The organism is Microcoleus sp. N9_A2, assembly GCF_036701775.1.
In the GTDB taxonomy this organism is placed as follows: domain Bacteria; phylum Cyanobacteriota; class Cyanobacteriia; order Cyanobacteriales; family Microcoleaceae; genus Microcoleus.
In genome coordinates this window covers 170052-191307 of sequence record NZ_JAUBRH010000003.1, presented here as the reverse complement: position 1 = coordinate 191307, position 21256 = coordinate 170052, and the positions used below count along the sequence as shown (strand labels likewise).

General features: G+C 44.7%; 15 protein-coding genes. 11 read left to right on the top strand and 4 right to left on the bottom strand.

Annotation, left to right across the window (positions count from 1 at the left end; genetic code table 11):
• Positions 1–4 precede the first annotated feature (4 nt).
• Positions 5–1273, top strand: a complete 1269-nt coding sequence (epsE, locus tag QUA44_RS03095) for an exopolysaccharide biosynthesis GT4 family glycosyltransferase EpsE (RefSeq protein WP_333248189.1) — start codon at positions 5–7, stop codon at positions 1271–1273.
• Between the two features lie 228 nt (positions 1274–1501).
• On the opposite strand, the gene QUA44_RS03090 is transcribed toward epsE, so the two are convergent.
• The 3 genes from QUA44_RS03090 to QUA44_RS03080 form a co-directional block, all read right to left on the bottom strand.
• A complete protein-coding gene (locus QUA44_RS03090) occupies positions 1502–1855 on the bottom strand; it encodes a DUF1257 domain-containing protein (RefSeq protein WP_096832348.1) in 354 nt (117 codons plus the stop codon).
• Positions 1856–1985: 130 nt separating this feature from the next.
• The gene (gene ycf46 / locus QUA44_RS03085) at positions 1986–3515 is read right to left on the bottom strand and encodes a stress-responsive protein Ycf46 (protein WP_333248186.1); all 1530 of its coding nucleotides are present in this window, start codon (positions 3513–3515) and stop codon (positions 1986–1988) included.
• 107 nt (positions 3516–3622) lie between these two features.
• Entirely contained in the window at positions 3623–3973 is a 351-nt protein-coding gene (locus QUA44_RS03080; protein WP_333248184.1) for a hypothetical protein, read from the bottom strand.
• 688 nt (positions 3974–4661) lie between these two features.
• Between QUA44_RS03080 and QUA44_RS03075 the strand changes: the two genes are divergently transcribed.
• On the top strand, positions 4662–5126 hold the full coding sequence (locus tag QUA44_RS03075) for a hypothetical protein (protein WP_333248183.1): 465 nt from the start codon (positions 4662–4664) through the stop codon (positions 5124–5126).
• Between the two features lie 116 nt (positions 5127–5242).
• Here the strand turns inward: QUA44_RS03075 and sds are convergent, their stop codons facing one another.
• Entirely contained in the window at positions 5243–6214 is a 972-nt protein-coding gene (sds, locus tag QUA44_RS03070; protein ID WP_333056988.1) for a solanesyl diphosphate synthase, read from the bottom strand.
• A 1632-nt stretch (positions 6215–7846) separates the two neighbouring features.
• On the opposite strand from sds, the gene QUA44_RS03065 reads away from it, so the two are divergent.
• The 9 genes from QUA44_RS03065 (at position 7847) to QUA44_RS03025 (ending at position 21217) form a co-directional block, all read left to right on the top strand.
• The gene (locus QUA44_RS03065) at positions 7847–8014 is read left to right on the top strand and encodes an ATP-binding protein (protein WP_333248181.1); all 168 of its coding nucleotides are present in this window, start codon (positions 7847–7849) and stop codon (positions 8012–8014) included.
• A gap of 159 nt (positions 8015–8173) precedes the next feature.
• Positions 8174–10738 (top strand): CBS domain-containing protein, encoded by a 2565-nt coding sequence (locus QUA44_RS03060; RefSeq protein ID WP_333248179.1) that lies wholly within the window; start codon positions 8174–8176, stop codon positions 10736–10738.
• Positions 10739–10797: 59 nt separating this feature from the next.
• Positions 10798–11196 (top strand): response regulator, encoded by a 399-nt coding sequence (locus QUA44_RS03055; RefSeq protein WP_333248177.1) that lies wholly within the window; start codon positions 10798–10800, stop codon positions 11194–11196.
• Positions 11193–14351 carry a PAS domain S-box protein gene (locus tag QUA44_RS03050; RefSeq protein WP_333248176.1) on the top strand — a complete coding sequence of 1053 codons (3159 nt, stop codon included), beginning with the start codon at positions 11193–11195 and terminating at the stop codon, positions 14349–14351. Before QUA44_RS03055 ends, QUA44_RS03050 begins: the two co-directional genes overlap by 4 nt.
• A gap of 288 nt (positions 14352–14639) precedes the next feature.
• Positions 14640–16580: a response regulator gene (locus tag QUA44_RS03045; RefSeq protein WP_333248174.1), complete on the top strand. Its 1941-nt coding sequence runs from the start codon at positions 14640–14642 to the stop codon at positions 16578–16580.
• Positions 16581–18488, top strand: coding sequence for a PAS domain S-box protein (locus QUA44_RS03040; RefSeq protein ID WP_333248172.1), 1908 nt, complete (start codon positions 16581–16583; stop codon positions 18486–18488).
• A gap of 319 nt (positions 18489–18807) precedes the next feature.
• Positions 18808–18978, top strand: coding sequence for a hypothetical protein (locus QUA44_RS03035; protein ID WP_333248170.1), 171 nt, complete (start codon positions 18808–18810; stop codon positions 18976–18978).
• A complete protein-coding gene (locus QUA44_RS03030) occupies positions 18975–19427 on the top strand; it encodes a response regulator (RefSeq protein WP_333248168.1) in 453 nt (150 codons plus the stop codon). Before QUA44_RS03035 ends, QUA44_RS03030 begins: the two co-directional genes overlap by 4 nt.
• Positions 19428–19465: 38 nt before the next feature.
• Positions 19466–21217 (top strand): diguanylate cyclase domain-containing protein, encoded by a 1752-nt coding sequence (locus QUA44_RS03025; RefSeq protein WP_333309483.1) that lies wholly within the window; start codon positions 19466–19468, stop codon positions 21215–21217.
• Positions 21218–21256 lie beyond the last annotated feature (39 nt).

Here is a 21256-nt window from a genome sequence, read left to right as displayed (position 1 = left end):
CGAAATGAAGGCAAAAATTGGATACTTTATTCCACAATTTCCAGGACAAACACACATTTTTTTGTGGCGGGAGCGACAATTTCTTGCAGAGCTTGGAATTGAAACAGATTTAGTATCAACTCAACCGCCCCCCAGAGCGATCGCTTCTCACGTATGGGCAGAAGAAGCTCAAAAAAATACTGTTTATCTATTTCCTTTTGCTGCGAAAGATTTTATTAACTCATTCCTAGAGGTTCTCAAAGCTGGTCCCGCTGCATGGTGGCAGTGCCTCGCAGTTATTGCCAAAGCGAGTGACACATCGTTATCTGAAAAGGTGCGACTTTTAGCATGGATTTTTGTGGCTGGCAAACTAGCAGGGTTAACAAAAACAAAAGGTTGGTCTCACATCCACGTTCATTCCTGTGCCAATGCCGCCAATATAGCCTTATTTAACTCAATTCTTACAGGCTGTACTTATAGTATGACTCTTCACGGGCCTACTCTAGAAGTGTACGGGTCAAATCAGGAACAAAAGTGGAAAAATGCTGCTTTTGCGATCGTCATATCTCAACTGCTTCTCAATGATGTCAAACATAAATTAGCGAACTTTCTTCCCAAACAATTAGCTGTGGCTCCAATGGGAGTTAATTTTGCAGAAATTAAACGCAGCAGCCCTTACACGCCTTGGCAAGAAGGAAGTCCGTGCAAGATTTTTGCTTGCGGCCGCCTCAACCCGGTGAAAGGTCATAAATACTTGATTGAGACTGTAGAATTGCTGCGAAATCGGGGATTTGACGTGAGGCTGCAAATTGCAGGCGAGGATGAACAAGGGGGCAGCGGATATCACCAAGAGCTACAAAAAATGATTGAATATAAATCGATGTCCGAATGCGTGGAGCTACTTGGGGCTGTTTCGGAACAGGCAATTCGCCAAGGTCTAGAAGCAGCTCATGTTTTCGCTTTGGCAAGTTTGAATGAAGGAGTTCCGGTTGCTGTGATGGAAGCAATGGCGATGGAGGTGCCGGCGGTAGTTACTAATGTAGGTGGAACTTCTGAGCTAGTAGATGACGGCGCGGATGCTGTATTGGTCCAATCAGAAAAACCCGAAGAAATGGCAGAGGCGATCGCCAATCTCCTCCAAAATCCAGAACTTGCTTTGAGCATCAGTCAGGAATCCCGGAAAAAAATCATCGCCAAATTTAGCCATAGTCGCAGTGCAGAAACTTTAGCTCAGTGCTTGGAAAAACTTGCAAAAACTAATCCGCCTGACTTAAAAGCGAGCGAAAACATTTAATCTAAAGTCGCTTGGCTCATGTAACCCAGGACTTACTTACGCAAATTAGCTGTTTAGACGCTGCCTCTAGGAAGCAGTAAGGTGCGGTGTGCGTCGCCCTACCAAGTGCGTGCGTAAGTCCTATAACTGTAACTTTGCTGACGGGCTGACAACCCCACTCTACATCCCAGCAAAAAACGGGTTAACCCGTATTTGGTTAACCCGCGAGCTTGGAAACCTGCAGATCAATTAGTTTTGCACTACCAGCTTAACGTTGGCATTTTGCAAACCACGCTGCTTGACTGCTGCCAAGGTCTTGTTGACTGCGTACTTCTGGTTGATGGAGTTAATTAACTCAGTTTGATTGTGCTTTTTGGCCACGCCCCAGAGGTCGGCAATCAGGTCAAAGGAACCATCGCTATTGCGAGACCAACCCAGGTCATATTCGCCTTCCAGAGTCGCTACGATGTCGGAGCGAACGCGCTGACCGTTATAACCGCGAACATCAGCTTCTGACTTGACTGAAATGCCCAAGTCGCGCAGGGAAGCTTTCAGGATTTCGGCATCGGTGATTTTGGTACGCAGAGTGCTAAAGTGAGACATTGGATTTCCTCCTAATAAAACTGAGAGAGAAACAACAACGGTCTGGATTTAACGGTGCCGCTAGGCGGCTTTTCAATCGAACTGCTAGCTGTTGCTAGCCTTTGCTCCTGTTTGGACCAGGAGAAAGCTTTTAGAATTCCATTCGCTGATATTCAGCGACGGAAGACGCAGCGGGCCGTGCGCGCTGTCTAGCCCAATCTCGGAGGGCGCTGACCTGTTCGGTCATGGTTTTAGACAGTGGCATTGTAGATTTAATGGCCGCGATGATGTCTAGCTGCGTAAACTCTCTATCTTGAGCGAAGGCTTCGTACATTGCTGCTACTAACCCTTGCTCAATTTCTGCTCCTGAAAAGCCCTCGGAAACGTTGGACAGTTGCTCTAAATCGAAGCGAGAGATGTCCTGACGGCGCTTTGACAGGTGAATCTTGAATATATCTTGGCGTTCTTCTTTTGTCGGCAGGTCAACAAAGAAGAGTTCGTCGAACCGACCTTTCCTCAAGAATTCCCCCGGCAACCGCTCGATGCGGTTGGCTGTTGCCATTACGAAGACTGGGGAAGTCTTTTCTTGCATCCAAGTGAGGAAGGAACCGAAAATCCGGCTGGATGTGCCTCCGTCTGAGTCGGCAGAACCTGTGCCTCCTGCAAAGGCTTTGTCTAGTTCGTCGATGAAGAGGATGGCTGGTGAGATGGATTCTGCTGTTTTTAGGGCGTTGCGGAGGTTGGCTTCCGATCGACCTACCATCGAGCCGTCGTAGACTCTACCCATATCTAGCCTCAGCAGGGGCAGTCCCCAGAGGCGGGAGGTAGTCTTAGCAATCAGCGATTTTCCGCATCCGGGTACGCCGAGAATTAACATCCCTTTTGGTTGGGGCAGGCCGTATTCTCTCGCCCTTTCTGTAAAGGCGTTGGAACGCTGCTTGAGCCACCGTTTCAGCTCTTCTAAACCGCCTACTGCATCCAGGGTTTCGTCTTCTTCGATGAACTCTAGAATGCCGTTGCGCCGAATTAATTGCTTTTTCTCCGACAGAACTATGTCTACTTCTTCTTCAGTTAACCGCCCTGTGGAAACGTGGGCTTTGCGATAAACTTTTTCAGCTTCGTCCTTAGTCAATCCCAAGGCTGCTTTTAAAAGTTTTTCTCGCGCTTCTGTGGTAATGCGTTTCGATTTTGTTTGCTCCAACTGGCTAGACAATACTTGGTTTAGTTCCTTCATGTCTGGGAGCGCGAAGTCTAATACCACTACTTCCTTTTCTAGCTCGATCGGAATTTGCTGCAAAGGAGACATCAGTATAATTGTCTTTTGCGTTCCTTTGAAGTTGGCGATCGCATCCCGCAATAACCTTGTTACAGTTGCATCATCTTTAAAAGGATGAAGGTCTTTGAATATATAGATTCCACTGGGGTTGTTGCTTGGTTCCCGCTGCCTGATCGCCCATTCAAGGGCTGCCTGTGGCGAGAGGGTGCTTTGCTGAGTGGTACGAGGTTGACCGTTATCCGTGCGCTCAATCATGCCTTGGGTTACAGTCCAGACGAATACTCGTCGCTGTGGTTTGGCTTGAGCTATTGTCGAAATTGCTTGCTCACACCGCTCTTCCTCGGATGTCACGAGGTAGATCAGAGGATATTGAGCTTGGATTAGAATACTGATCTCTTCTTGCATAGTCCTCGACCCACTAGAGACGGTGCTATCTTTGCTGAATCTCAATGCTGCCCTTCGCCCTCTTACTGAAAATTTCAGTTTTAGCTGTTTGGGGAAGCAAGGCATTCTTAGCAGGGAACCAATTCTTCCTCTCCCGGTTTGGCCGTGATCGCGCCGACGCCCGACACCTGCTTTACTGGAAGATCCTGTTCAGCCAATACGCTCGGCTGACTTGTTACGGATGCCAGTTCTCCATCTCGCATTACTACTGAACCCGTGCATTCTGGACAGTTGTATACCCGATGGGTTTGTCCGTAAGAGGCTTCTACTTCGTCAACCAGTTCGGGATTTCCTAGGTAGAAGACAATTGCCCTTTCTGCAATTGATGACATCGGTTCAGTTTCGACTGCGGCTCGGATTTTGAGCTGGCGATGCAGTTCTGGTGGAAGATACAATGTAACTTTTTGCTTTTCTTGCATATGACAGTGAATTGACTTACCCGGGTATGTATATCAGATTAGCCGCTTACTTCTTTGCTGTCAAGCCTCTATGCTGCTTTAGCGTCATCTTGTAATATTTTGTTACATTTGAGGTAACTCTGGGGCTGTTAACAACGAAAAAGTTGGGGGTGTAGCTGATGAGGCCGAGGTGCAGCGGCAGGTAGGGGTAGCGTCAAGGACGATCGACCAACTATAAATATGAACAATAGATATATAGGACTAAGGCCAACAAATCCTTTGAGTGGCCATCTGGGGTAAGGTGCGCCATCAGCACCCAGCCCGCTCATGAGTCAGTAAGCAACGAGGTTACTAACTTTGGGCGTTTTTATTTTGAAACCAAACTCCCCCAAACAGTTTTTATAGCTTTAAGTTTGAAAAATCCGAACGTGAAATAACCGTTTTCGGCTTTTCATCTGGCTCAGATTTAACACACCTTGACAGCGCTAGCGCTCAGCACCCTACGGTGAGACTTTTGGGATGACATTGTGTAAGCTGTTACGCACTTAATTTTTTTGCCCAAATGCTCGCGACAAGGACTCTAGGCTGCAAAATATTAAATTTAGATCGGTGTCAGCTTATCTTTAATAGGGCAGTGCTGGGTAATATATACTTGGATGCGGACCTGCTAACCTGAAATTTTTAATTTTAGATATCAAAGAACTGACTGATGGATTTAGACCAACAGATTCAAGCATTGATCGAAAAAGCTCCGCCCGACGGTTCGACGCCACAAATCTTAAAGGCGATCGCCCCGGCACTGGTGTTAATTGCCCAACAGCTACAGCACCTCGAATACTCGATCCTGCAAGCGGTAGACCAAAGTTGGGCGCTCGTGGTTTTGAGCAATCTCAAGCAACCGGGACGGGAGAAGAAAGTGATTTATGCTTGGAGCAGTCTTAAAGATGCGTCGCAGGCGTCGGCTGCTGGGGGCGATCGCCTCAGACCGGTCCTTTTGCCTGTCACTCACATTTTATTTCAGATGATAGCTCTTGAAGGTCTTGACAGCATTGTTTTTTTTGAAAGTCCCGGCAATCAGGAAGTCGGGACGGAAATCCCTCGCGAACAAGTACAGAGTTTAATTAACGTTTACTTGCAACAGTATCGATCTGTTCCACCGCCGGATATTGCCTAGCCTAAACAAGTCAATTTTCTATTAATTGGTAACAGGGAATTAGGTATTGGGAATTACCCATTACCAATTCCCCGTTAACAATTAAGTGTAACTTTTTAACCTCTAATTTTTCACCTCTAATAAAGTCTACTCAAAACGTATTCAGCCAAATCAATCAAAGCTTGACGAGACTCTGAATGGGGCAGCGCCGCTAAGTATTCGACGGCTTTTTGTGCGTGATTTGTGGCTAGTTCTCGCGATCTTTCTATGCCTCTAGAATCTTCTACCAGTGCCAGGGCCTGCTCTAGATCTCCTTCTTGGGCAAATTCGCGTTCTATGAGAACTTCCAAGTAAGGTTTTTCTTCTAGGGCGAATAGTGCGGGTGCTGTCAGATTACCGCTTCTGAGATCCGAGCCTGCAGGTTTCCCCAAAGTTTCCGTTGAAGCGGTGAAATCTAATATATCATCTACTATTTGGAATGCCAAACCAATGTTCCGACCGTAGTTGTACAAATCGTCTGCTATTTCCGCTGAAACCTCGCTCAAACAGCCCGCTGCTTTGGAACTGTTGGCAATTAAAGACGCTGTTTTGTAATAACTTTTTTCGAGGTACGCTTCGATCGACAAGCTGGTGTCAAATCCATTTAGTCCCTGTTGAATTTCCCCCTCAGCTAAATCCATAATCACTTCTGAAAGCAGTTTGACTACTGGCAGGTTGTCGAGATTTGCCAAATGCCAGGAAGATTGAGCAAACAGAAAGTCTCCCGCCAATACTGCCACTCGGTTGTTAAACCGACTGTGAACCGTCGGCACTCCCCGCCGCAGATCCGACTCGTCCACCACGTCGTCGTGCACGAGACTAGCTGTGTGGATCATTTCCGTGATTTCAGCGAGGCGGCGGTGTTTTTCCGTGATTTCCCGATCGGGCATAGTCGCCTTGGCCATCAACAGAACGATTGCGGGTCTCACTCGTTTTCCCTTTGTGCCGAATAAGTATTCTGCAGCCGCGTACAAGATGGGATGACGGGCACCCACTAACTGTTTTAAGTTTTCTGTCAACAGTCGCAGGTCTTCTTCAACCGAGGAAAATAGGAGAGTGCTAGAGATCATGGATACGCCGACTCAAGCCGTAAAGTAACAAAATTTTACATATCATATCTTTATTTTAAGGTAATTCTCTGCAATAGAAAAGAAAAATCTAGGCGATCGGCAGTTATTTGTCATCTGCCACCCGATGGGAGTCACCCGCCTGCCAGAGGTGAGTAGCCGGCTGCCAGAGGGGTTGCCCCTATTGTATCGAATTGTTAAGGACACTGCCCAAAAATCTCTAAATCCCAGAAACCCTGTGTTATTATGGGTATTAAGGATTTAAACAATTCTATACATTAAGTACAGTCAGACTGGCAGGTAGCTCTTAGGTGCCTGTAAAAGTTTCGTAGAGCCAGCCTTGTTAGTCGATCGCAGCCAAAATTTCTGGGACAGATTTTTAGTTCCTCGCGGCTAAAAGTTTTCAGAAGTTAAGAGTAGCGCATCTTATGTGCACGGTAGCTCAAAGCAGCTAAAGTGGATGGTTTTAGGCTGTTTAAGCATCTGTAAAGCAGTAAATCATTATTGATGACCGGGAACGCCTAAATGTTCCCGCAGGCTTGATATGGAAAAACAGCCTTCAGAACACCAAGGCATGGTCTTGCGTGCTGACTTAATGTAGTAGGTCTTGAACTTGTCCTGCTCCTCCTCGTCCTTGACTTTTGGTTCTAATTATGATTTATCGCGATATTCCTCTAATTATTCCCATTCTCGCCGCCGGCTATGTAATGACTATTTATGTACTGCTGATGTTGGCCGAACGCAGCGCTAAAATCACTCGATTGGGCGAGTAGTGCACTGCTGGGCAGCCGAAGTCGGCAGCAGCGCCCTCGCTTCACCGTTGAGAATTGGGAATACTCAATAATAACCCTGCCTGGAATGCTTGCGCGCAAAGGCAGGGTTATTATTTACAATTGCGGGCACCGTGATTTTCTGGGCTGCTAGTTAATGCAACACATAGCTACAGTTATCGATGTTCAATGCCAACAGCCTCTGAGGCAGGATATTATATTTAGTAGCAGCTTGTATCGATCACAGCAAGTTTCATGTCAGGGAAACCCTGCCAATGTTCCGAGAAAGCTATTAAAGTGTTCTCAAAAACGCTGAGTTTGAAGTTGTAGGTTATTGTGCAAAAAATCTCAATATTCCTATTTTGTAGGGCAAGAACTTACAGGAATAAAACGCGAAATTTATGAATCTAGCAACCAGCTTGCTCAACTGAAGGAATCCATAAACGTGCACGGCAATCAAAGATTTCATCAAAGGCTGCTTAGCGGATTCACTCAGATATTTTCTGCCATTTATTCACATATTCCCAAGAAGAAAATTGGCGAGAGAGAGCCACAAATAAAATTTTTAATTTAAAAAATATTCTCGATATAACTGTATGGTATAAAAGTAATTTCCAATATTACTGACCCATTAAAACTCTATTGACTTTTGATTAAAACAACTAAAACACAGAGTAGAAGTTGTCAGGAATTGTCAAGCTCCACTGCCTAAATTTTTGTGTAATCCAGACGATCTCAAACAAGTTTCCATAAATATGATGCACAATGGTTTACAAGCGATAGAGAATTGCCGAGTTTTAAAAGTAGAGGTGAGAGCATAAAATCAGAGCCTGCTCGTCAGTGGCAACTGAATTACCCGGGAATTTTGCCACGAATATTTGATCCGTTCTTTACCACCAAACCCGCCGACGAAGGCAGCGTGTGGGGACGGGAGATTGTTAAAAAAAGTGTGGAAAAACATTCGGGTAAAATAGAAGTAACATCAGTTATCGGTCAAAGGACGTGTATGGTGTTAATTCCGATCGCCGTTTAGCGCGATCGCACTAAAAATCATACCAATGCGCGACTAAAAATGCAACTCTAGACCGATGTCAAACCTGGATTGCGGTGAGCGTACCGCGACTGTAAAATCGGAAATCTAAAATGGTATTAAGTGCCGGTTCCGCCTGCATCTATCCCCCTTGATTTGCCCATGTCAACAACAGTTTCTGATACCCAAAGCTTGCTAGAACAGGCGATCGACCCCAAACCGCCGGTGCTGCCTCCAGACACACCCTTGAAAGTAGCAATTGCTGCCATGACTCAGGCGAGTGCCAGTTGCATTTTAATCGCGTTTGAGCAGCAATTGCTCGGAATTTTTACAGAACGCGATGTTGTGAAAATAACTGCTAGCGAAATACCGCTAGCAGGGGTGGCAATTTCTGAGGTAATGACTGAAAATCCGATCGCCATTTCCCTCTATCAAGCGGGAAATATCTTCAAGGTATTGAGCATATTGCGATCCTCTTCGAGGGCTGCGCTAACGAAAAGAATCCGTCATTTACCCCTCCTAGACGAAAGTGGCAACTTGCTAGGCGCTATCACCTGCGAAAGCATCCGTCAAATCTTCCAACCGGCAGACTTGCTGAAAATGTGGCGCGCCGAAGAAATTATGACTACACAATTAATAGTTACCTCAAGCAGCGCCTCAGTTTTAGAAGTCGCAAAACAGATGAGAACCCAGCGGAAAAGCTCCATAGTCATTTGCACTGACAGCGACAACAAAAATCAGAAACCTGTGGGCATAATTACAGAACGCAACATTGTTAAATTCCAAGCTTCTGGACTAGATTTCGCACGTACTCCCGTCACCGCCGCCATGAGTTTTCCGCTGATACCGTTGCAGGTAAAAGCCATCTTGTGGCAGGCTCACCAATTAATGCAGCAGCACGGCATCCGGCGCTTGGTGGTGGTGGACGAGGAAGGATATTTAGCCGGAATTGTGACTAAAATTAGCCTGCTGCAGGCCTTAGATCCGGTAGAAATGCACGCAAATGTCGAGCTTTTGCAGGAAACAGTTGCCGACAAAATTCAGGAGTTGAACAAAATGAACGAAGAATTGCAAAAAGAAGCGTTGCGGAGAACAGAAGTAGAGGAAAAGTTGCGAATTTTAAATGATAATTTGGAAGAAAAAATCAAACAGCGAACTTTAGAATTAATTAATGCCAACAGTCAGTTAAAAAAGGAAATACAAGACCGCACTACCGCTGAAGCTGAAGTTCGCCGCCTCAACACCGAACTCGAACAGCGAGTTCTAGACCGCACGGTTCAACTAGCAGCCAGTAACGAAGAATTGCAGCAACAAATTAGTGACACAAAATTGCTCGAAGAAAAATTGCACTTTTCTGAAAGGAAAGTCCGCGCCGTTTTTGAAGCGATGACCGACATCGTTCTCGTGCTAGACAGTCAGAGGAACATAGAAGTTTTGCCAACGAATTTGGCAGCGGCTTCTGAGCCTGATTGTGATATAGTCAGCTTGACCATAGAACATTTTTTTGACGACGACAACCCGGATGATTGGTGGGTGTTAGTTCAGCAAGTGTTAGAAACACAACAAACTATCAATTTTGACTACAGCTTAACAGTTTCTGGTCGCGAAATTTGGTTTTCTGCCTGTATTTCTCTGTTCTCAAAAGATGCAGTCATTTGGGTTGCCCGCAACATCAACGCCCACAAAATAGCCGAGTCAGCGCTGTCCCAAAAAAATGCAGAATTATCTCATACCTTAGAAGAACTGAAGCGGACTCAAAAAGAACTCATTCAATCAGAAAAAATGGCAGCCCTCGGACAGTTAATTGCCGGAGTTGCTCATGAAATCAATTCTCCTTTAGGGGCGATTCGCTCTTCTGTGCAGAACATCGCCGACTTCTGGACGGAACAATTGCAGCAGTTGCCGATATTTTTTCAACAGCTATCCCCGGAACAGCGACAGGATTTCTTTGCTTTGCTGGACAATTCCAGCCAAGAAATAGACACATTATCTAGTAAAGAAAAACGACAGTTGAAAAAACTTTTGCAGGGGCAATTAGAATCAGAAAATATTGACGACGCCGACAGTCTTGCCTGTACCTTATTAGATATCGGCATCGGCAATAATGTAGAACCTTTTTTACCTTTGTTGAAAGACAGCCAAAGTCGAAATATTGTACAAACTGCCTACCAATTTGCTACGGTACAAAAAAGCACTAAAAATATTGCTACTGCCACAGATAGGGCAGCTAAAATAGTTTTTGCTTTGAAAAGCTACTCTCGTTACGACCAGTCGGGTTCCAAAGTGATCGCTAATATTACCGACGGTATCGATACTGTTTTAACGCTTTACCACTACCAAATCAAACACGGTGTGGAAGTGGTCAGAAACTATGGTACTAATTTGCCCTCTGTGCTATGCTATCCTGATGAACTCAATCAAGTTTGGACAAATTTGGTTCACAATGCTTTACAAGCGATGGGCAACAAAGGAGTGTTAAAAATTGATGTCAAACACCAACCGAACGCAATATCAGTCAGTATTACCGACAGTGGTTCAGGGATTCCCCCAGAGATTATGCCGAGAATTTTTGAGCCGTTTTTCACAACTAAACCTCCAGGGGAAGGCAGTGGTTTGGGATTAGATATAGTTCAAAAAATTCTGGAAAAACACCAAGGTGAACTGCAAGTAGAAAGCGTGCCTGGTCAAACAAAATTTACTATATCCTTGCCCGTCGGAATCCCTTGAGAGCAATTTAAAAAAGAGGGGAAAGCCCAAGTTTTAAAATTCAATACAAGTAAAGTTTTATGCCTAAACCAGTAATTTTGTGCGTTGACGATGAAGTTGTGGTCTTAAATAGTTTAAAAATTCAACTTAAAAAAGAATTTGGGGATGCTTACCTCTATGAAGTAGCAGAAAATGCAGATGAAGCTCTGGAAATTATGGAGGAAATTCAAAAAGAAGATGAAAGTGATATTTTGGTCATAGTATCTGACTGGTTAATGCCAGGGATTAAAGGAGATGATTTTTTGATTATGGTTCACCAAAAATATCCTAAAATTGTGAAAGTCATGCTCACCGGGCAAGCCGACGAAGTAGCAATAACACGGGTTAAAGAGCAAGCAAACTTGCACCGTTGTTTGTACAAGCCGTGGGATCGCAAAGAATTAGTAGAAACTATAAAATCTGGTTTGACAAAAATATGAATAATAAACCTGTGATTATTTGTGTGGATGACGAACCGATAATTCTTGAAAGTTTGAAAATTGAGTTAAAAAAAACCCTGGGGGAAGAACACTTATTAGAAACCGCTGAAGGCGGCGAAGATGCTTTAGAGTTAATCGAGGAATTACTGGCAGAGGACTGCGAAATCGTAGCAGTGATTTCCGACTATCTGATGCCGAATATCAAAGGGGACGAATTGCTGAAGCAGATTCACAGAATTTCGCCAAAAACTATCAAAATTATGCTGACGGGGCAAGCAGACCTAGAAGCAGTGGCGAATACTATTAAATATGCTAAATTGTACCGATACATATCGAAACCTTGGCAGTCAGAAGATTTGAAGTTGACGGTAAAAGAAGCGATTAACAGCTATTTTAGGGAGAAGCAATTAGCGGAACAAAATGCTCAACTCCAAAAGCTGAATCAAGAATTGGAAACTTTAGTCGAGGATAGAACTGCACAACTGCGGTTGTCTGAGGAAAAGTTTGCTAAAGCTTTTCGTTCTTCTCCCAACCCGATTACTATTACCAGATTTAATGACGGTCGTTATTTAGAAATTAATGAGGCTTTTTGCCAGATAATCGGTTACTCGGCTGCAGAAATTCTCGGTCGCACGGCGATTGATTTGAATCTTTGGGAAAATATACAAGCCCGCGCCGAGTTGTTTAAAATGTTAGATGAAAAACAAATTATTCTTAACTACGAATTTGATTTTCGCACTAAAACCGGGGAACTCAGAACCGGGCTGCTGTCAGCAGAAATCATTGACATTCATGGCGAAACCTGCATGATTTCTGTGATTCAAGATATTAGCGATCGCAAATTAGCCGAAGAAAAACTCCGAGCTGTAGCGGCTTCTTTAGCAGCAGCGCAAAGAATCGCCCGTGTCGGTAATTGGGAATGCGATTTTTCTGCCAACACAACTACTTGGTCAGAAGAGTTATCTCGGATTTTTGGTCTCGATCCAACCCAACCTGCGCCAACACTAACTGAGTTTTCGCAATACGTGCATCCGGACGATCAACAAAAGTGGCAAACAACGATCGACACTGCTATTGCTAGCGGGCAATCTTACACTTTGGAATATCGAATTCTGCGGCCGGAACCGAAAATTGCTGCGGATAATTGCCCGTCACAAATAAGTGAAGCCGGCTTCATCCGCTACATCGAAGCCAGAGGAGAAGTAGTTGTCAACCAACAAGGGCAAGTGACAAAACTATTCACAACTTTGATGGACATTACCCCACGCAAGCTAGCAGAAATAGCCCTTGCAGAGAGCGAAGAAAAATACCGTCATTTAGTTGAAACTTCCCAAGATATTATCTGGTCTTGCAATGCTGAAGGGCATATTAGTTTTGTGAACCAAGCAGTTAAACAAATCTATGGTTATGAGCCTGAAGAAATGCTAGGCTGTACTTTTAGCGATTTCTTAGCCCCAGGAGAAATAGACTGGAAATGGGAACTTCAGCAGCGCTTGCTGACTGGAAAAACTGTGTTTCAGTACGAAAATATAGTATTAGGAAAAGACGGCAGAAAGATTGATATAAATACCAAGGCGATCGCGCGCATGGACCCTGGAGGAAACATCATCGGCACAACAGGCACTGCTAGCGATATTACCGAACGCAAACAAGCTGAAATAGCCCTGCAAAAAGCCAAAGAAGAAGCCGACAGAGCCAACAGGGCGAAAAGCGAATTCCTCTCGAATATGAGCCACGAATTGCGAACTCCCCTCAACGCAATTCTCGGTTTCAGCCAACTGCTAGCCCGCGACCCAGACCTCGGTGCCGACCAACAGCAATACTTAGGAATTATTACCCAGAGCGGGGAACATTTGCTGGTTCTGATCAACAATATTCTGCAAATGTCAAAAATTGAAGTCGGGCTGGTGACACTTAATAACAGCACCTTCAACTTGCACAAAATGCTAAAAAATACTGAAAATATGCTGAAGCTGCAAGCCAAAAAAAAAGGGTTGCAGTTAATTTTTGATTGCCCATCCGATCTGCCTCACTATATAGAAACTGATGAAAGTAAGTTGCGACAAGTATTGATAAATGTCGTCGGAAATGCTATTAAATTTACTGCGGAAGGTGGTGTTAATTTGAGAATTAAACATGAGCTGCTAAAAAATAAAAATAACCCAGAAATTTCGCCAAGTGAGACTTGCTCTTTGCTATTTGAAGTGGAAGACACTGGTTCAGGAATTTCTGCGGAAGAAATGGACAATTTGTTTAAACCTTTCGCGCAAACAGAAAGCGGGAAAAAAGCTCAAGAAGGAACCGGTTTGGGCTTGCCAATCAGCAAGCAGTTCGTTCAGTTAATGGGAGGGAAGATGACGGTAACAAGCACCTTCGGTCGCGGCAGCATTTTTAGATTTGATGTTAAAGTTTCGCTCCCTAATGCAGTGGAAATTCAGGTGGCTCAAACAGCTCGCCGAGTGGTGGGTATTGAACCCGGACAGCCCGAATATCGGATTTTAGCTGTTGACGATCGCCTGGAAAGCCGCTTGCTGTTGGTCAGAATGCTGACATCCCTTGGCTTTGCTGTGCAGGAAGCTGAGAATGGCGTTGAAGCTGTGGAAATGTGGTCGAGTTGGGAACCTCATTTGATTTGGATGGATATGCGGATGCCGGTGATGGACGGTTACGAAGCTACTAAACAGATTAAAGCGCATTTGAAAGGTCAAGCAACGGTGATTATTGCTCTGACTGCAAGTGCTTTTGATGAGGAGCGATCGCTGATTTTGTCTGCTGGTTGCGATGATTTTGTAGCGAAGCCTTTTCGGGAGCAAGTGATTCTGGAAAAGATGGCTAAGTATCTGGGAGTCCGCTATGTTTATGATCGAGAAGCTTCGCTAAGTTCTGATGCTGCGGTGTCCGCCGAGGTTTCCACGGCAACTGAAACGGCTGATTTGGCTTTTACGCTCAATACTTCATTTTTGCAAGCTATGCCTGCTGAATGGATTGATGAATTGTATTCTGCGGCGGATGCGGTTGATAACGAGGAGATTTTTCGGCTGTTGTTGTCGATTCCTCCTATTAATGCTAGTTTCCGCAGGGCGATCGCCGATTTGGCGAATAACTTCCGATGTGATCGGATTATCGATTTGATTGAGGAGTTTAGAAATTGTTGAAGGATGAAAGAAGAAGGGATAGGGGCAGGTTCAGGATTATGGATGATGTAGGTCGATCGCCTATTTGTAAACTCGCCTGCGGGCGATCGGCTAATTTACTTGTAGGCCCGTGCTCCACACCCTAGTAATCATCAGTCATTCCCAATTCTTTAATCTCAAATCTCAAATCTTCACTACGATAAGTTCTGTAAATATCAAAGCAGTTGAGTGAAGAGGGAGTGCTATAATGAGTATTTAAGCAGTTTTCATAATTTCAACAATTCTTAAATTAACAAAAAATAGCGATCGATGACCAAAAATCAAATAGAAGAAAATAAAGGCAACATATTAATTGTTGACGATACTCCAGAAAATTTGCAAGTTTTATCAGCAACGCTGTCCGATCGGGGCTACAAAGTCCGCGGCGTAATTAACGGCAAAATGGCAATCAGAGCTGCGCGCTCTGGTTCTCCCGATTTGATTTTGCTCGACATCAAAATGCCGGAAGTGGACGGCTACGAAGTCTGCACCCAGCTCAAAGCCGATCCGAAGACAGCAGAAATTCCCGTTATTTTTATCAGCGCTTTAGATGAAGTATTGGACAAAGTAAGCGCATTTCAAGTTGGAGGGGTAGATTATATCACAAAACCGTTTCATGTCGCAGAAGTTTTAGCGCGAATTGAACACCAACTGACTATCCAAAGACTGAAAAAACAATTAATCGATCGCAATACCGAACTGCAACAAGAAATAATAGAACGCAAAAAAGCCGAAGAAGCCGCTGCCGCTGCATCCCTAGCAAAAAGTCAATTCGTTGCCAACATGAGCCACGAATTGCGGACTCCTCTGAACGCCATCCTGGGTTTCACCCAAGTCATGAGTCGCGACTCTTTACTCAGCCACGAAAATATCGAAAATCTCCGAATTATTAACCGCAGCGGTCAACATTTGCTGGAACTAATTAACGATGTTTTAGACTTGTCGAAAATAGAAGCAGGGATAATTGGCTTAGATGAACGCAGCTTTGACCTTTATCAACTCCTCGACACTCTCGAAGAGATGTTTCAAATCAAAGCTGAAACCAAAAATTTGCAACTGAGATTTTCCGTGCAGGCGAATGTTCCCCAATATATAAAAACTGACGAAAAAAAGCTGCGCGTCTGCTTAATTAACCTGCTGGGAAATGCCATGAAATTTACTCGCGAGGGCGGCAGTATTTGGCTGCGCGTGAGCGCAGAAAGCAAGCAGCAGCTCGCAGAATCGGAAATTTATCCTAACTCTACCTCGGTCGTCGAGCCATTTTTAATTTTGTTTGAAGTTGAAGACACGGGAATTGGCATAGCAGCCGCAGAAATAGACACTTTATTTGATGCTTTTATGCAAACAGAAGCAGGCAGAAAAGCGGCTGACGGTACGGGATTGGGTTTGACAATTACTAAAAAATACGTGCAGATTATGGGTGGGGATATTTGGGTAAAAAGTGTTTTAGGTGAGGGAACAAGTTTTAAATTTAATATCCAAGTATTTGCCGCTATTTCGTCTGAAATAACAGTGGCGACATTGCAGCGGGCGATCGGACTAGAAGCAGATCAACCGGTTTATCGGATTTTAGCAGTTGACGACAATCAAGAAAATCGGCTGCTGCTGGTTAAAATGTTGCAACCAATTGGTTTTGAAGTCCGAGAAGCGGAAAATGGCTACCAAGCGGTTCAACTTTGGGAAAGTTGGCAGCCTCATTTAATTTGGCTGGATACGCGAATGCCAGTAATGGACGGTTTTGAAGCTGTCCGACAAATTAGAGCGAAAGAGAAACAAACTCAGTGGCGAACTGTAATTATTGCTCTGACTGCTAGCACTTTTGAGGAAAAAAAAGGCGAAATTATCGCCGCAGGTTGCGACGATTTTGTGCGAAAACCTTTTCAAGAACAAATCCTCTTTGACAAGATGGCTTGCTACTTGGGAGTGCGCTATCTTTATCAAGAGTTGCCCCGCCCCCCAGTCGGGGCTTTACGACGTTATTGTGTGAACGAAAAACCCGATTCATTTTTCGGAGGGCTGCTGGCTCAGATGCCTCAAAGCTGGGTGCATGAACTCTACGACGCAGCTAATGATGTTAATGAAGAGCTGGCGATTCAACTTGTCGATCGCATTTCTGAAAGTAATCCAACCTTAGCTGATGCTTTAAAAGATTTGCTGGTCGATTACCGACTCGACAGGATAATGGATTTAACTCAATCGAGTTTAAAATAAATGGATAATAGCGAAATTAAAGTATTGGTGGTTGATGACCAACCGAGCAATCTGCGGTTCTTATCCAAACTGCTAACATCCCAAGGGTATCAAGTTTACCGAGCTATTTGCGGTCAACTGGCATTAAATGTTGCGATCACCCATGGCCCGGATTTAATTTTACTCGACATTAGAATGCCGGAAATGAACGGTTATGAAGTTTGTCGGAAACTGAAAGCGACACCGGAAACCGAACAAATTCCGGTGATATTTTTAAGTGTATTAGATGAAATGAACGATAAATTACAAGCTTTTCGAGTAGGAGGCGCTGACTATATTACTAAACCATTTCAAGTAGAAGAAGTTTTAGCACGCATCGACAAGCAAGTCCACTTGCAAAAACTGCAACAGCAATTAAAAGAACAAAATTATCAACTGCAACAGTCACAGTCGCTGCTTGCTAGCATATTAAATAGTTCCTTAGACTGTGTGGTGGCTTATTCTGCCGTCCGCAACAGTGAGGGAAATATTGTAGATTTCCAGTGGCTCTTAATCAACCCTGCTGCCGAAAAATTTTATGGTCTGCTATTAAATGAGATTGTTGGCAAGAATTTGTTAGCCAAAATTTCCCAAGTTAGCAATAATGGGTTATTTGATTTGTATGTTTCTGTAGTAGAAACAGGAGAAACTGTAGACCAAGAATTTTATTACGAACAGGAGCAAGATACAATTGTTTGGCTGCACATTGTGGCGGTCAAATTAAACGATGGTCTGGCAGTAACCTTTCGCAACATTACCGATCGCAAACGAGCAGAAATTGCCCTGCGAGACAGCGAAGAACGCTTCCGCGCGATCTTCGAGCAAGCGGCAGTCGGCATAGCGAAAACCGCGCTCTGCGGTCAATTTATACGGGTGAATCCCGGCTTTTGTCAAATTGTCCGCTATGCAGAATCGGAATTGTTACAGCAAAATTGGCAGGAAATTACTCACCCGGATGACAGACAAGCGGACAGAGAATATGTGCGCTCGCTGTTGTCCGGGGAGATGCAAACTTTTTCTCTGGAAAAGCGTTTGATCTGCAAAGATCAGGCAGTGCGCTGGGGGAATGTTACTGTTTCGGCAATGCGCGACGCCGAGGGGACGGCGCAGTATTTGATTTGTGCGATCGAAGATATTTCCGAACGCAAGCTGGTACAAGAATTGCTGCAAGAGAGTTTAGACACTCAAACCCGCTACGCTCAAGAATTAACTCGTTCTAATGCCGAACTAGAACAGTTTGCTTACGTGGCTTCTCACGATTTGCAAGCGCCTTTGAGCACGATTGCTGGCTACGCTCAACTATTAGAAAAACGCTTTCCCAACCAACTTGATGCCCAAGGGAATAAATTTATCCGCAATATTGTTAATTCTTGCGAGCGGATGCAGGCGCTGATTGATGACTTGCTGGAGTATTCGCGGGTTGGTCGCAGTCAGAAACCTTTTGACGTGATAGATTGCGATCGGGTTTTTGAGGATGCTTGTGCTAATTTGCATTTGGCAATCCGCGAGAATCAAGCTTCAGTTACTAGGGGGAATTTGCCAAGGGTAAAAGGTGACTGTTTTCAACTGCTGCAACTGTTTCAAAATTTAATTGGTAACGCGATTAAGTACCGCAGCAGTGAGGCGCCGGTGGTGCAGGTGGACGCTTCGCGTCAGGGGGATAGCTGGGTGTTTTCAGTGCAGGATAACGGTATTGGGATTGCCTCACAGTACCATCCGCGAATTTTTCAGATTTTTCAGCGCTTGCACACCCAAAAACAGTATTCGGGAACTGGTATCGGTTTAGCGATTTGTCAAAGAATTGTCGATCGGCACGGCGGCAGCCTGTGGGTAGAATCAGAACCCAATCGAGGCTCGACTTTTTATTTTTCTATTCCTATACCAAAGTGAAGTCATAAGTGGGCTTGAAGCAGTCACCCGTCATTTACTTAAGCTTTAAACATCTTTATCTGTTCTTTACAAAAATGCTTATAAAGTGTAGCATATTCACTGATGACATTGAGGTAAAAATCTATCAATATAAATCTATTAGCTCTATCCTTATACAACTTATAAATCAGCGGTGCGTGCAAGACTTGTTAATTTTTTTCAACTGTATCCAGAGCATCTTGCTTTGGGATGCAATAGTTTCCCTAGTAGTTCGCGGAGAAGAATTTGTGATGTGTTTGCAGTTTGTCGGTTCTGGGACAGACGGCCAAGTGAAACAAGCATGATTCGCAAACCTTTGCAAATCGAGAAAAACGGTAAATTGCTGCAACACACTTTCAGTGTTCTCAGCCAGATTTACCGGATGATGGCAAGAGATGCTGTGCAGGTACTCAGACACGGTTTAAAGTCCCGCAACCTCACAAAAGACGCTCGCACTGAGGCAAAGCGGTGAATTATCAAAAGAAAAAATTTACTCTTTTAATAGCAAACGATGACGAGGATACGCGCTTTTTGATGGGGGAAGCACTGCGAGAAGTTCGATTAGCAATTACGAGCGAATTTGTGGAAAATGGAGAACAAGTGCTAGACTACTTGTACCGTCGTGGTCAATATCTTGGTAGCAGCAATTGGCACCAGCCAGACTTGATACTTTTGGATCTGAATATGCCGAGGCTGGACGGGCGAGAAACACTAACTTTGATCAGATCAGACCCTCATTTGCAACAAATTCCGGTTGTAATGCTCACAACTTCCCACCGCAGAGGAGATATCTTGCTTTGCTACCGCTTGGGAGCCAATTCTTTCATATCCAAACCAGTGACTTTTGAAGGATTGCTTGAAGTAATGAAGACTTTATGTGAGTATTGGTTTGAAATCGTTTCACTCCCGCCGGATATGTAAACTTTAATGGAGGGCTAAATTGATAGTTTGAGTGTATAGTGAATTTGATAAGCAGCAATATTGGCCGATCGCAAGTATCGCTCTCAAAACAAAAAAGTTGCCTTAGACCCGCTCCGAACGCTATAGTTGTGTTAACACGTAACCAATGTCTGAAAATTTTGTTGGTTGAGGATGACCTCGGAGATCCGACAATGATCGAAGACCTTCTAGGGTCATTCAGCGAGTCTCTATTTCTTCTCCAAACTGTTAAGTCTCTGGAGATAGGAGCCGGGTGTCTGGAATTAGAAAAGTTTGACGCCGTACTATTAGATTTGTCACTGTCAGACAGCTTGAGGGGAAGCGAGGCGATCGCAGTTTTGAAAGGGCGATGGCCCACATTGCCAATTGTGGTGCTGACAGATATCAACGATGAAAACATGGCGCGGTCTGTATTGCGCTGCGGCGCTCAAGATTGTTTGGTAAAGGGAAGATTTCACAGAACTCTGCTGGTGCGGGCAATCCATTACGCGATCGAACGCCAGCAAATCGAAGAACAATTGCGGCAGCAGGCTCTCCGACAGCGACTGTTGGGCAAAATGATCGAACATATTCGATCGTCAATAGATCCGGCAAGCATTCTCCAAAGTACCGTTGCAGAAGTGCGCCAATTTCTCCAAACAGACCGGGTTTTAATTTATCGGTGTCAGGATTGGGTGTCTCAATTGGACGGGGAAGAGCAAAAAGGTGCGATCGTCGCAGGTGATGGTTTGCCATTGGGTTATATTGAAAACCAAAATATTAGTGCTGCTTTGGCGGTGTCATGCTTTGTTTTAGTCGAATCCCAGTCGGTTCAAGCAATAGCAGATGTCAGCACTGCCCCATTGGCGGGCAGTTGTAAAGAATTGTTAGCAGATTGTGAAATTGCAGCAGTTATCAGCGTGCCAATTTGGCAATCTGGCGACTGGGAAACGGCAAAAGAAACACAAGAAGCTTTTGTTTGGGAAGCCGAAAAAAATCAAGATGCAGACGAAAATTATATCTGGCAGCAGGCGAGTGGCAAACCGCAGGCGCAGGGGAAAAGTTTGCCGAATTCGATCGCAGAAAATGGCAATAGTTTGTGGGGAATGCTGACAGCATACAATTGCAGCGGTGTCAGAGAATGGCAGCAGTGGGAAATAGATTTTTTACAGCACTTGGCAAATCAAGTGGCGATCGCGATCGAACAATCTCAACTTTACCGCAAGCTAGCAATAGCGAATCAAAAATTGCAGCAACTGGCAACTACTGACGGACTGACTGGCATTGCCAATCGCCGCCAGTTCGATCGGGTTTTGAGCTTAGAGTGGCGCAGATTGGCAAGAGAGAAACTGCCACTGTCTTTAATTATGTTGGACATCGACTTTTTTAAACTTTACAACGAGTTTTATGGGCACCTGGGCGGGGACGATTGTTTGCGGCAAGTTGCGGGGGCGATCGCCAGCGCCACCAAGCGGGCTGGGGATTTGACTGCCCGCTACGGTGGCGAAGAATTTGCCCTCGTGCTGCCCAACACTAGCGCCGAAGGGGCAAACGCTGTCGCCCGGAAAATTTGCGACGGCATCGCCAGCTTGAAACTGCCCCACGCGCGATCGTCGATCGGGCCCTACCTTACCCTCAGTTGCGGCATTGCGACAGGGATTCCTTCTGCCCAGGAATCTCCCAACACCCTAATTCGCAGCGCTGACAGCGCCCTTTATCAAGCCAAAACCGAAGGCAAAAATCGCATTTGTCACGCCAGCAGTAACTCGGAATCTTCCCCGATTTTTATGTAAAAGTTGAAGGTAATTAGTAATTAGTAAGATCGTGTTTAA